This window comes from Bacillus luti (genome assembly GCF_001884105.1).
Classification (GTDB): Bacteria; Bacillota; Bacilli; order Bacillales; family Bacillaceae_G; genus Bacillus_A; species Bacillus_A luti.
The window spans coordinates 55555-68981 of the sequence record NZ_MACI01000095.1 but is presented as its reverse complement, the minus strand read 5'-3'; the positions used below and the strand labels follow the sequence as shown (position 1 = coordinate 68981).

At 36.1% G+C, this 13427-nt stretch carries 14 protein-coding genes, 1 pseudogene and 1 other annotated feature; all 15 genes and pseudogenes read right to left on the bottom strand.

What is annotated here, in order from left to right; all coding sequences use genetic code 11:
• Positions 1–103: 103 nt before the first annotated feature.
• On the bottom strand, positions 104–433 hold the full coding sequence (locus tag BAQ48_RS25145) for a TraR/DksA C4-type zinc finger protein (protein ID WP_001002953.1): 330 nt from the start codon (positions 431–433) through the stop codon (positions 104–106).
• Between the two features lie 155 nt (positions 434–588).
• Positions 589–3354, bottom strand: a complete 2766-nt coding sequence (ileS2, locus tag BAQ48_RS25140) for an isoleucine--tRNA ligase (protein ID WP_071713204.1) — start codon at positions 3352–3354, stop codon at positions 589–591.
• Positions 3355–3425: 71 nt separating this feature from the next.
• Positions 3426–3649, bottom strand: a binding site (T-box leader).
• 51 nt (positions 3650–3700) lie between these two features.
• Positions 3701–4207 (bottom strand): septum site-determining protein DivIVA, encoded by a 507-nt coding sequence (divIVA, locus tag BAQ48_RS25135; protein WP_001131611.1) that lies wholly within the window; start codon positions 4205–4207, stop codon positions 3701–3703.
• Between the two features lie 89 nt (positions 4208–4296).
• The gene (locus BAQ48_RS25130; protein WP_071713203.1) at positions 4297–5064 is read right to left on the bottom strand and encodes a YlmH family RNA-binding protein; all 768 of its coding nucleotides are present in this window, start codon (positions 5062–5064) and stop codon (positions 4297–4299) included.
• 15 nt (positions 5065–5079) lie between these two features.
• The gene (locus BAQ48_RS25125; RefSeq protein ID WP_000214325.1) at positions 5080–5343 is read right to left on the bottom strand and encodes a YggT family protein; all 264 of its coding nucleotides are present in this window, start codon (positions 5341–5343) and stop codon (positions 5080–5082) included.
• Between the two features lie 6 nt (positions 5344–5349).
• The gene (locus BAQ48_RS25120; RefSeq protein WP_000119137.1) at positions 5350–5820 is read right to left on the bottom strand and encodes a cell division protein SepF; all 471 of its coding nucleotides are present in this window, start codon (positions 5818–5820) and stop codon (positions 5350–5352) included.
• Between the two features lie 19 nt (positions 5821–5839).
• Positions 5840–6514, bottom strand: a complete 675-nt coding sequence (locus tag BAQ48_RS25115) for a YggS family pyridoxal phosphate-dependent enzyme (RefSeq protein ID WP_071713202.1) — start codon at positions 6512–6514, stop codon at positions 5840–5842.
• Positions 6511–7329, bottom strand: coding sequence for a peptidoglycan editing factor PgeF (gene pgeF / locus BAQ48_RS25110; RefSeq protein WP_071713201.1), 819 nt, complete (start codon positions 7327–7329; stop codon positions 6511–6513). The genes BAQ48_RS25115 and pgeF overlap by 4 nt, the downstream gene beginning before the upstream one ends.
• A gap of 157 nt (positions 7330–7486) precedes the next feature.
• Entirely contained in the window at positions 7487–8644 is a 1158-nt protein-coding gene (locus tag BAQ48_RS25100) for an RNA-guided endonuclease InsQ/TnpB family protein (RefSeq protein ID WP_071713200.1), read from the bottom strand.
• Positions 8641–8754: pseudogene (locus tag BAQ48_RS28355) on the bottom strand (IS607 family transposase); the annotation flags it as partial. The pseudogene BAQ48_RS28355 and the gene BAQ48_RS25100, both read right to left, overlap by 4 nt.
• A 143-nt stretch (positions 8755–8897) precedes the next feature.
• Positions 8898–9182, bottom strand: coding sequence for a YlmC/YmxH family sporulation protein (locus BAQ48_RS25090; protein WP_071713199.1), 285 nt, complete (start codon positions 9180–9182; stop codon positions 8898–8900).
• A gap of 151 nt (positions 9183–9333) precedes the next feature.
• Complete coding sequence (gene sigG, locus BAQ48_RS25085) at positions 9334–10113, bottom strand: RNA polymerase sporulation sigma factor SigG (RefSeq protein ID WP_000197755.1); 780 nt, start codon at positions 10111–10113, stop codon at positions 9334–9336.
• A gap of 157 nt (positions 10114–10270) precedes the next feature.
• Positions 10271–10990: an RNA polymerase sporulation sigma factor SigE gene (gene sigE, locus BAQ48_RS25080; protein WP_000976947.1), complete on the bottom strand. Its 720-nt coding sequence runs from the start codon at positions 10988–10990 to the stop codon at positions 10271–10273.
• Between the two features lie 19 nt (positions 10991–11009).
• A complete protein-coding gene (gene spoIIGA, locus BAQ48_RS25075; protein ID WP_071713198.1) occupies positions 11010–11927 on the bottom strand; it encodes a sigma-E processing peptidase SpoIIGA in 918 nt (305 codons plus the stop codon).
• Between the two features lie 347 nt (positions 11928–12274).
• Positions 12275–13426, bottom strand: coding sequence for a cell division protein FtsZ (gene ftsZ / locus BAQ48_RS25070; RefSeq protein WP_000888989.1), 1152 nt, complete (start codon positions 13424–13426; stop codon positions 12275–12277).
• Position 13427 lies beyond the last annotated feature (1 nt).

Sequence of the window (13427 nt, the reverse complement as noted above, 5' to 3'; positions counted from 1 at the left end):
AGTGTACCTCAAAATTTTAGCATAGCTGCTACCTTTTCACAATGAACCTTTATAGAAGAATAAAATAAATTAAAAAAAGGTAATATAATATCGTTGTGCGTATTCATACATTTACCTTTTCATAGAAAAATTCATGAATCGTACGGGCAGTGGGCATTGTTTTCATTTGTTTTACCGAAATTACTCTCCCCGTTTCTTCACAAATACCGTACATATCTATTTCCATTTTAAATAATGCACGTTCTACATCCTTTAAGTCCTCTTTCATATCATGTAAGAGCAATTTTTTCTTTATCTCTTCCTGAATTTCATATCCGAGCTCCCCACTAAACTCCATATCGTATTTATGCATTACTTCTTTAGCTAGTCTCTCTTGCAACTCTTTTCTCATCAATTGCAATTCTTCTTTTATTTCCATGTAGATTTCATTCACGTGTACATTCCTCCTAGCTGTAATGTACAGTTAGTGTGTCCGAAATCAATTTGCTTACCTCACACACATTTTTCCTTCATAGGAAAGAGAGTGAAAGTTATTTCAATATACTGTCAACAAAAAAATGACTGCACTTTACGTGCAGTCATTCCTTATTATTTTACATAGTTTTCTTTAACAACTGTTGCACAACGCTCACATAATGTTTCATGTTCAGCATCTTTACCAATTGTTTCTGAAACTACCCAACAACGTTCACATGTTTCACCAGTTGCTTGAGCAACAACAACCGCTGTATGCTCATATTTTGGCGCATCTGCTGGAGCTTCTTCCATTAGACCACCAAGCTTATACTCAGAAACAATGAATAATTGCTTTAAGTCTTCACTAATAGACTCTAACATAGCTTTCATTTCTGCAGTTGGATATAGTGTAATGCTTGCATTTAATGACTTACCGATGACTTTTTCATTACGCGCTACTTCTAACGCCTTTAATACATCATCACGTAATGTCATAAATGCATCCCATTTTGTTTTTAATGCTTCCGCACCATCTATTTCTGCAGCTTCTGGCATATCAGTTAATTGTACGCTTTCTTCAGTTACACCCGGAACATATGGCCATACTTCATCAGCTGTATGCGGTAAGATTGGTGTTACAAGTTTCGTCAGTGCAACAAGAACATCATATAATACAGTTTGAATTGCACGACGATCTGCATGGTTTGCACCTTCAATGTATAAAATGTCTTTTGCAAAGTCTAAATAGAATGAACTTAAATCAATTGTACAGAAGTTGTGAATTGCATGATACACAGCAGCGAAGTCGTATGTCTCATATGCTTCTTTTACTTTTGTAATTAAGTCATTTAATTTCACTAACATATAACGATCTACTTCACGAAGTTCAGCTACCGCTACTGTATTTTCACTTGGCTTAAAGTCATCTAAGTTTCCTAATAAGAAACGGAATGTGTTACGGATTTTACGATACACTTCTGCTACTTGTTTTAAAATATCATCTGAAATACGTACGTCAGATTGATAGTCAACAGAAGATACCCATAAGCGTAAGATGTCTCCACCTAATTGATCCATAATTTTCTTCGGTACGACGATGTTTCCAATCGACTTACTCATTTTACGTCCTTCACCATCTAATACGAAACCATGGCTTAGTACGCCTTTATATGGAGCTTTACCTGTTACAGCAACTGCTGTTGATAATGAAGAGTTAAACCAACCACGATATTGGTCAGATCCTTCTAAATATAAATCAGCTGGACGTTGTAAGTCATCGCGCTCTTCTAATACCGCTTGGTGAGAAGAACCTGAGTCGAACCATACATCCATGATGTCTGTTTCTTTACGGAATTCGCCATTTGGGCTACCTGGATGTGTAAATCCTTCTGGTAATAGATCTTCCGCTTCACGCTCGAACCATACGTTAGAACCGTGCTCACGGAATAAATCTGCTACATGGTTAATTGTTTCATCCGTAATAATTGGATCCCCATTCTCTGCATAGAATACAGGAATTGGCACACCCCATGCACGCTGACGAGAAATACACCAATCACCACGGTCACGAACCATATTATGAAGACGAGTTTCTCCCCATGCTGGTACCCATTTTGTTTCCGCAACAGCTTCTAATAACTCTTTACGGAATGCTTCAATAGATGCAAACCATTGTGCTGTCGCACGGAAAATAATTGGTTTTTTCGTTCTCCAATCATGTGGGTATGAATGCGTAATGAATGTTAGTTTCAATAACGCGCCTACTTCTTCTAATTTTTCTGTAATTGGCTTGTTAGCTTTATCATAGAATAAGCCTTCAAATCCAGGTGCTTCATTCGTTAATACACCTTTATCATCAACTGGGCAAAGTACTTCTAATCCATACTTTTTACCAACAACGAAGTCATCTTCCCCGTGTCCAGGTGCTGTATGAACACAACCTGTACCTGCATCTGTTGTTACATGATCTCCTAGCATAACTAATGAATCACGATCGTAGAATGGATGTTTTGCAACTGTATACTCAAGTTCGCTACCTTTTACCGTTTTCACAACTTCAGCATTTTCCCATTCTAACGTTTTTGCAACTGTCTCAAACAGCTCAGAAGCGATGATATATTTCTCATCATTTACTTTTACAATGCTATATTCAAGTTCTGGATGAACAGAAATACCTAAGTTTGCAGGTAACGTCCAAGGTGTTGTTGTCCAGATAATGAATTTCTCATCACCTTCTAATACGTTCTTTCCATCTTTAACAGGGAATGCTACGTAAATAGATGCTGATTTTTTATCTTGATATTCAATTTCAGCTTCTGCTAAAGCTGATTCACTCGTTGGAGACCAGTAAACTGGCTTTTGTCCTTTATAGATATAACCTTTTTTCGCCATGTCACCAAACACTTTAATTTGTTGTGCTTCATAAGCTGGCTCTAAAGTAATATATGGATTATCCCAATCTGCACGTACACCTAGACGCTTAAATTGTTCACGTTGACGCTCTACTTGCTCATATGCGTACTCTGCACATAACTTACGGAACTCAGCAACCGTCATTTCTTTACGTTTTACACCTTTATTTGTTAAAGCTTGCTCAATTGGTAAACCGTGCGTATCCCAACCTGGTACATATGGTGCACTGAAACCAGTCATTGATTTATAGCGAACAATAAAGTCTTTCAATACTTTATTTAATGCATGTCCCATATGAATGTCACCATTCGCATATGGAGGTCCATCATGCAATACAAATAAAGGACGACCTTTTGTATGCTCTTGCACTTTTTCATAAATGTTCATTTCAGCCCATTTTTCTTGCATTGCAGGCTCACGCTTTGGTAAATTCCCACGCATTGGGAACTCTGTTTTTGGCATCAGTAATGTATTTTTGTACTCCATGCTCAATTCCTCCTTACATGTATAAAAGAAATACTTAAAAAACGGAATAAAAAAGAGACCTTCTCATCCCCAAAAGGGACGAGAAAGTCTCCCGCGGTACCACCCTAGTAGACCATATACGTATGTATAAGATCCTCTTTATATTCTTAACGCGAATATACGCCTACGCTTACTCTATTTGTTCAGCGCGGAACTCCAGGGTGATATTCCCATTATCTCCTTATCCTGAGCTTACACCATCCTCAGTTCGCTATATAAGGTGTGAAAAGGTACTTATCCCTATCTTCGTTTTTCTTAATAAATATGTTGTTTAAAATTATATGTAATAATGAGAAAAACGTCAAGCTTACACTGTTTCTTCTTTTTTCAACAGCTCGTCCACTTCGTCTTCTAACTCAATTAACTTATCCCAATCATCGTTGTTTAACATTTCAAGCTGTGTTTCTAACAGCATACGGAAACGAGTTCGGAATACTTTTGCTTGTTTCTTCAGCTCTTCAATATCAAAGGCAACTTTTCTTGATTTTACTAAAGCTTCGTTAATAATACGATCTGCATTCTTTTCAGCTTCACGTACAATTAATTTCGCTTCTTTTTGCGCATTACGTTTTACTTCTTCCGCTGCTTCTTGTGCTACAACAATCGATTTGTTTAACGTATCTTCAATATTAGAGAAATGATCTAACTTTCCTTCTAATTGCGCAACCTTTTCTTCTAAAGCTTTTTTCTCACGAATGACTAATTCATAATCTTTGATAATTTGATCAAGAAACTCGTTTACTTGATCTTCATCATAGCCACGGAATCCGCGACCAAATTCTTTGTTATGAATGTCTAATGGTGTTAACGGCACAACGCCACCTCCAAGTAGTTATCTAAATTTCCTCTTTCAATTATATCTTTTCTTCGACAAAATAGGAGGATTTCCTTCTAAAAAACCAATCATTTTAGTATACCATACAAAATTCTCCATTTGTCGCGTTTTGTTTTACCTTCTACAGAAAATAATTTACTTCGTCCGTATCCTCTTACAGAAAAAACATCTCCTGGATAACATTCATAAGAAGTTTGCTCCACTGTTTTCCAATTGACTTTCACTAAACCATTTTTTATTAAAGGTTGTACTTTCTGTCTGGATAAATGTAACATTTCAGCTAGCATAACATCTAAACGAAGTGAAGAAACCGTTCCAGATTTCTCTCCCCACGTTTCATGCATCTGCAGAATTTGTTCTCCTTGTATTGATGATAAGGAGACTTTTACTTTCCCTATTGATTGTAAGTTCATCTCAATGTACGATACGATTTCTTTCGCAACTATAATTTGGGCACGATTTTCTTGAAGCAAAATATCACCACATTTTTCTCTCGTTAAACCAAGAGACATGAATGTACCTAATATTTGCCGATGCTCTAGCGTATGAAACTTGGAAGGATAGTCAATTTCTAATACTTCTAATTGAAACTCTTCTTCATTTAATTCTAGATAATCTGGATAAATAATTGCTCTTTTACGCTCCGCGTGAGGCGTTGCACCATCGAATTGCACAGCAACATCTCCTTGTCCAATTACCATAGAAACAATTTGTTGCTGTCTTGGATCAAGGAAATCTGTTAATTTCACTTGATGGTACTCCGCCGTTCGCTTCCACTCTAACACTTTATCCACAAAGACCTCTTCATCTGGTCTGAAATGTTCGTAAATGCTCATGTATGTAACCTCTTATTATAAGAAATAGCCAAACAAACTGAACAAACCACTTTTAGCAAGTTTTAACGCAAAAATCGCAACGAGTGGAGAAATATCAATCATACCAAGCGGCGGAATAAATCTGCGGAATGGTTCTAAATACGGTTCACAAATTCGTGACAGGAAATCTCCAAAAGATGATTCCTTTGCACCAGGAAACCATGATAGGAGAATGTAAATAATAAGTGCCCACGAGTAAATCTCGAAAGCATAACTTAACACCATTAAAACTGTTGTCATGGCGTATTACCACCTCTTTATATTTGTTTCTTCTTCTTCACCGAATAACTCTGAAATTGCACCAACAATATCTACATTTTCAGGTGTACACATAAATGTTTTCGGTCCTATTTTTTGAATGTCCCCGCCTATAGCGTATACAGTACCACTTAAAAAGTCAACGATACGTACCGCTTGATCTGTAGACATTCTTTGTAAATTAATTACAACAGCTCGTCTACCTTTTAAATGGTCCGCAATCCCTTGCGCTTCCGAATATGTGCGTGGTTCTAATAAAACAACTTTTGAAGATTGCTTTGCCGTTTCAATGCTCACAACATTTTGTTTCGGTTGCGCTTTTGGAAACGTAACATCTTGTTGTTCTGGCGGATCTTGCTGCTTCTTCATGTCTGTTTGCTCCTTTTCATAGCTATATTGAGCTGCTTCTTTTTCTTCTGGTGTATCAAAAAAGAAGTATTTTACTTTTGACCAACTCATAATAAGATTCTCCTTCCTTTTACGCTTTTCCTACTAAAATCGTTCCCAAACGAATATATGTAGCACCTTCTTCAATTGCAATCGTGTAGTCATTGGACATCCCCATTGATAACTCTTTACATGGTGCATATGACAATCCTAGCCCCTGCACCTCTGTTTGTAGCACACGTAACTTTTTAAAGCAGCGACGAACCTCTTCCTCTTCTTCCGTAAATGGCGCCATCGTCATTAGTCCGACCACTTCAATCTTATCCAGTTCTTGCAAACTTTGAATAAAAGATATCGTCTCTTCTATTGCCAACCCTTGCTTCGATTCTTCAGGTGAGGTTTTCACTTGAAGAAAGCATTTCACTTTCTTATCGGCACGTTTTTGAATTTCTTTCGCCAAAGAAAGACGATCTAATGAATGTAAATAATCAATTTCATTAATGATTTCTTTTACTTTTCTCGTTTGTAATGAGCCAATAAAATGCCAATTAACTTTTGAGCCAAAATGCTCATATTTCTGTATGAAACCTTCATTTCTATTTTCACCTAAATCAATAATTCCAGCTTCAATTACTTCGTTTGTTTTTTCAATTCCTACAGTTTTTGTAACTGCAACGAGTTTAATATCTTGCAACGAACGTCCAGCTCGTGCGCAAGTTGCTTTAATAGCTTCGTTTACAATTACTAAATTTTCTTGCACTGTCATTTGCTTCCTTCCTCCTTAAAACCTATGAAACTCAACATTCTCCCTGTCTTTCCTTGATCACGACGATGAGAGAAAAATAGTTGTTCTTCACAGTTTGTACAAAGAGATGACATTACAATATGCTCTTCTTTTATACCTGCTTGTACACATAATATACGATTAATTTCTTTTAAATTAATTGCGTACTGCCCATCAGAAATTTTTTTATAGGGGACAGACCCGTTTACTACTTGCTGTGCTGCAGTTAATACTCTATCATCAACAACATAACAACAAGACCCTATTGCCGGTCCAATCGCAACATGAATTTCATCACTTGAAATCCCTTCTGCATTCCATTTTTGAATCATTTCATTTGCAATCTCTTTTACAGTCCCTTTCCATCCAGCATGCGCAAGTCCTATCATACCATGTGATGGTGCATAAAAATAGAGCGGGACACAATCCGCGTAACAAGACGTTAAAAGAACATCGTTACTAGTCGTATAAATGCCATCTGTTTTTGAAATGCCATCCTCATATGAATAGACGCCTCTTCCTTTTTCTTGTTGTCCTACTTTTTCAACATGGTGATCATGAACTTGTTCAGAGCAAATCCAGTTTTCCAATGGTTTTTGTAACTTATTTGCTAAAATGCGTCTGTTTTCATGAACGTTCTCCGCAATATCATTCACATGTAATCCTAAATTCATCGCATGAAAGGAGCCCGTACTTATCCCACCATCTTTTGTCGTAAATCCAGCAGTAATGTTTCCAAGTTCTTTCCACGCTTGTAAATACAGTATACCGTCCACATATTTAAATGGTTCTCTCATAACAAAGCGGCTGCTACTAAAAATATAGACAAATGTTTATTCTTAGAGTATTCCTGTTTCTCCGTGTCCTGTCTCGCCACTCACCCGCTACTACAGTTTACTGTAACACTCCACAGGCGTAAATTCCGATGTAGCCCACCGTATATATACAATCTATTTACGTTAGTATTGTATATTCTTTTGCTTGTAAAAGGTTGTTCGCTGCGTTCAAATCCCTATCCATTGCATTACCACATTCACATTCATATACCCGGTCAGATAATTTTAAATCTGCTTTCTTTTGACCACAATAGGAGCACAACTTTGAAGATGGATAAAATCGGTCTACTTGACGTAATTCAATTCCATATTCCTCACATTTCGTCAAAAGCCACGTTTTAAAATTATAAAAAGACTGCTTGGAAATTGCTTTAGATAGATGTTTATTCTTCAGCATATCTCTTACATTCAAATCTTCCACTGTAATAAACGTTGGCTTGGTTTTCACCACATTCGTTACAATAGACTTTACATACTCTAGTCGAATATTCGCTAATCGAGCATGCAGCTTTTGCACCCTAAGAACATTTTTATCTATATTCGCTCTTTTAATAGTAACAGATTTTCCACCTCTCTTTTTTAGATTTTCATATTTTCGCGATAAAGAGCGTTGTTCACGTTTTAACCGTTTTTCTATCTTTTTTACTTTTACTGTTTTATTTATATTTTTATGAGTCTTTCCATCACTACGTACAGCGAAATCCTTCAACCCTAAATCAATCCCTAGACCTATATTATTCAATATTGGTTTTACCCTTACTTCTTCTCTTTCACAAAGTACAGATACAAAATATTTTCCTGCTCTTTGATATACTACGCCACTTTTTACAGTTGCATCTTTAGGGATATATCCATATTCTTTTAACCTTATCCAACCAATTGTAGGGATTTTTACTCTATGCCTTTCTACTGTCCAATCTGTTTTGTTGTTTTTAGGAAAATAGCACTTCACATCTTGCTTCTTCTTTTTCTTATATCGTGGAAATTTAGATAAACCTTTAAAAAATCGCTTAAAAGCTTTATCCCCGTTCATAATCGCTTGTTTTACAGCTTTACTGGATACTTCTTTTATCCACTGATCACATTCTTTTGTATGGACATTGTTCAACCATTTAGAAAAGTCATACCCACCTAGAAACTTTCCTTCGGCTTCATACAGCTCTTTGTTTTTAGAGATATACAGGTTGTAAACATACCTACACACACCAATCGTCTGATTTATTTGGGTTATTTGTTCTTTTGTCGGATGGATTTCTATTAGATATGCTCTTTTCATACAGCTTTATCCTCCGATATTTTCTTTTTATACTTCCTTAACCCATAAATTCTACAACTAAATACATGAACGATAGATAGTAAGTCTTGAATAATCTCTTCCTGTAGAGATTATTTTTGTATATTTTATATAACTGTATTTAGCTCCTTTTAATTAAAATAACATAAAAAAGCATGGTACTTCCTGTCTATTTTACCATACTTTTATTTTTTCATAATGCCAACAGAAAAAAAAGAGGAATTTGTAATATTCTTTATGAAATTGTCGGTGTTTGTATTGATTCTGTTACAGAATTAACAGGATTTACTCTTACAAGTATGACATCTTCCCCAATTTTCATAATTTCCTCCCATGGAATTACAATTTCTACGTCCTTTCCAAAAATACCAAGCATGCGTGCCTGTTTTGTAATGATAATAGACTGCACCTTCCCTGTGTTTATATCAATTTCAATATCTCCAATATTCCCTAACCTTTTTCCATCTGAAATGTTTATAACATCCTTCACCTGCAACTCCGAAATTCGTATCACTTTCATCCTCCCCCTTATATATGACAAATTTAAAAATGATGTTTCTCAAATTAACAAGATGCACCCTCTACTAAAATCCATATTATTTTTCATTATATGAACACCGTCTCCCTACTATGAGCGCAAATAAAAAGGTCTCACCATAAATGGTGAGACCTTATCCTTGAATCGTCTTATTCATTTGTTTAATAGCTGATTTCTCTAAGCGTGATACTTGAGCTTGAGAAATCCCAATTTCTTCTGCAACTTCCATTTGTGTCTTTCCTTGAAAGAAACGCTTTCGAATAATCATTTTCTCTCGATCATTTAAACGCTTCATTCCTTCTTTTAACGCTAATTCTTCGACCCACTGCTCGTCCTTTTGTTTTTCATCACTTAACTGATCCATAACAAAGATAGGATCTCCCCCATCGTTATAAATCGGCTCAAATAATGAAACCGGATCTTGAATCGCATCTAAAGCAAAAACAATTTCTTCATGAGTCACTTCAAGGACTTTTGCAATATCCATCGCTGTTGGTTCTTTTGAATTTTCTGCAATCAATTTTTCTCTTACTTGCAACGCTTTATACGCAATATCTCGTAACGAGCGAGATACGCGAATCGGATTGTTATCACGCAAATATCTGCGTATTTCCCCAATAATCATCGGCACAGCATACGTTGAAAATTTTACATTTTGGCCTAAATCAAAGTTATCAATCGATTTCATAAGTCCGATGCAACCAACTTGAAATAAATCGTCAACATACTCTCCTCTGTTATTAAATCTTTGGATGACGCTCAGTACAAGACGTAAGTTTCCATTCACTAATTTCTCTCTTGCGCTTATCTCTCCACTTTGCATTTCACGAAATAATTTACGCATCTCTTCATTTTTTAGTACTGGAAGTTTAGCTGTATCAACACCGCAAATTTCTACTTTGTTTCTCGTCAAAGTGTTCCCTCCTATCGGGAGTTGCTGTACAGTGTAAAGTATTTCCTTTGAAGGGGATTTTATGCATGTGGTTTTTTCTTCACTTTTCATTTTAGTTACCTTTTCTTGTACAACTAAACAGAATAAGACCAGCCTAGATAAAGGCTGGTCTTATTCTCTACACCATTTTATTAAATTCTTTTCGTAATCTTTTTATGATTCTTTTTTCTAAACGCGAAATGTATGACTGTGAAATTCCAAGCATATCTGCCACATCTTTTTGTGTCTTTTCTTCTTCTCCAGCAAGCCCGAACCGGAGCTCCATAATTTGTTTTTCCCGATCATTTAATTGGTGCAATGCTTTCATTAGAAGGTGACGATCTACAGTAGCCTCTAAATCTTTTGTAATAATATCATCATCTGTACCTAATACATCCGATAACAACAGTTCATTCCCATCCCAATCAATGTTAAGCGGCTCATCAAAAGAGACTTCTGAACGATTTTTATTATTCCGACGCAAATGCATTAAAATTTCATTTTCTATACAACGCGATGCATATGTTGCTAATTTTATTTTCTTTTCTGGATTAAATGTATTTACCGCTTTAATAAGGCCGATTGTTCCTATGCTAATCAAATCTTCAATATTTATCCCTGTATTTTCAAACTTTCTTGCTATATATACAACTAGCCGTAAATTACGTTCTATAAGTAATGATCTTGCTGCCTGATCTCCCTTTGGCAATTTATTCAAAAGAACTTCCTCTTCTTCTTTCGTTAACGGTGGCGGTAGCGCTTCACTTCCACCGATGTAATAAATTTCATCGGTCTTAATTCCTAATTTCAGCAATACTTTATACCAAAGGTATACTAAATAAAATTTTAATTTCATCATATTATCCCGCCTCTCATAATTAAGCAATTACCATCTTTTGCGAAATCAACATTTTTGGATGTACAATGCATTGGTACTCTCCATTAGTAGACAGTTGTTGTGTATTTAACCCAATTAATACTTTGTTTACAACAATAGTGCTGCCTTCATGATAAACTTGCACACTATTCGGCTTAATTGCCCATAAAAATTGACTCTCTACTCCAACTGCGCGAAAAGGAATTAAACGTAATTTTGTCGCCCATCCAGAATCATTTTCTGGTATTTGAGGAATTTCTGTTTTGGAATAAATTTGTTCTGTTAACCAAGCTGGCAAACAATGTTCTAATGATGAAATATGCATAATCATAACGGGTGTTTTTGTTAATGGGTCGTACAGTTGATTCCCACTGTCAATTAAACCTGCTAGTTCTAATTCTTCTTCAGCTAATTGAATTTTCACTTTTACGATTTGATCGTAGTGTATTTTCGTAACCTCCACGCTTTCAATACGCTTTTTAGAAAAATAATAGATTACTGGAAAGCCAAAAATAACAAATAACCAACTAATTGGATCGCCGTAAGAAATGGATTGAGATTGAACCAATCCATTTACCATTTCATTCGTTTGCAAAAAGAAATGCGTTCCAATTAATCCTCCGCCAACCATAAAGGTGACAAAGTAAAAAGTAAAAACAGTTTGTGTATAATTTCTAAACGTTGTAAACCCAAATGCTGTATACACAATAAGTAACGAGTACAGTAGTTTCATAATAGGATGTGTCATCATAGAAGCAAAAGGAGTAAAGGCAAAAATAACAATGGTTGAACCTATAAATGCCCCTAACACAAGCCTCCATCTCTTGATCTTCTTTTTTAACACGGTAGCTGTTAATAAAAGTAAAAGAAAATCAATGCAGGCGTTTAACAACCAAACAATGTCGGCGTAAACAACCAAACAATTCACCTCTTTTTTTAAGTTGAGACTAGTATAATGCATATCCAATAGGAAAGTGTGTCAATTTGCGGAGGTGTTTTTTTGTTATTTTGTGATTTCTAGACATAATCTGTCGGTAAAAAATAAAAGTATAGTTTCATAGCGTAATATACTTTTATTTTTTATAAACAGATTAACTGAACTATAACTACGGCTATAAAGCAACACTGGAATTAGTGATATGTAAAAAACGAATTTCACAGGTAGTTAATGCGAAGTAAATTGAAATATACGAAATAAAAAAAGACCTGCTTAGCAGATCTTTTCCATTTAGAAAACAAAAAAGGAGCATGAAAGCTCCTTTTCTTTTATCGTCTACGACGGTTACGTAAAAATGCTGGAATATCGATGTCATCTGAGTCTGAATGGCGCTCATGTACAACCGGCTCTTCACGCTTCATTTCACGTTTTACTTCACGTTGTTTTGAAGGTTGAGCTACTGGTTGTTGCTGTTGCGTGTGATTCGAAGTCGGACGAATAATTGGTTTTGGTGGTTGAGTTGCAATGCTGTCATCAAAACCAGTTGCAATTACAGTTACAACGATATCATCTTTTAATCCTTCATTAATAACAGAACCGAAGATCATATTTACTTCTGGATCAGAAGCCGAAGCTACAATATCTGCCGCTTCTTGTACTTCATATAAGCTTAAGTTAGCTCCACCCGTAATGTTCATAATAACACCTTGAGCTCCATCAATAGATGTTTCTAATAATGGACTAGAAATCGCTTTTTTCGCAGCTTCAGCAGCACGATTTTCCCCATTACCAGAACCGATACCCATTAAAGCAGAACCTCTATTAGACATAATTGTCTTTACGTCTGCAAAGTCTAAGTTAATTAAACCTGGTGTTGCAATTAAATCAGAAATACCTTGAACACCTTGACGTAATACGTTATCCGCTTCACGGAACGCTTCTAACATCGGCGTATTTTTATCAACAATCTCTAATAAGCGATCGTTTGGAATTACAATTAACGTATCTACATTTTCTTTAAATGCTGCAATACCAGATGCTGCTTGCGTTGCGCGCTTACGGCCTTCAAATGTAAATGGACGTGTTACAACACCAACTGTTAATGCGCCTAGTTCTTTTGCAACTTGAGCAACAACTGGAGCTGCACCAGTTCCAGTTCCGCCGCCCATACCAGCTGTTACGAAGACCATATCCGCACCACGAAGTGCTTCTTGGATTTGCTCTTTACTTTCTTCTGCAGCTTTTTTCCCTACTTCAGGGTTTGCGCCTGCACCAAGTCCGCGCGTTAATTTTCCACCAATTTGCATTTTTGTTTCAGCTTTTGATAGATTTAATGCTTGTGCATCAGTATTCACAGCGATAAAGTCTACACCTTGTACACCGTGTTCAATCATACGGTTTACAGCATTGTTTCCGCCACCGCCGACACCGATAACTTTTATATTCGCTAATTGATCTTGAGTAGTATCAAACTCTAACATG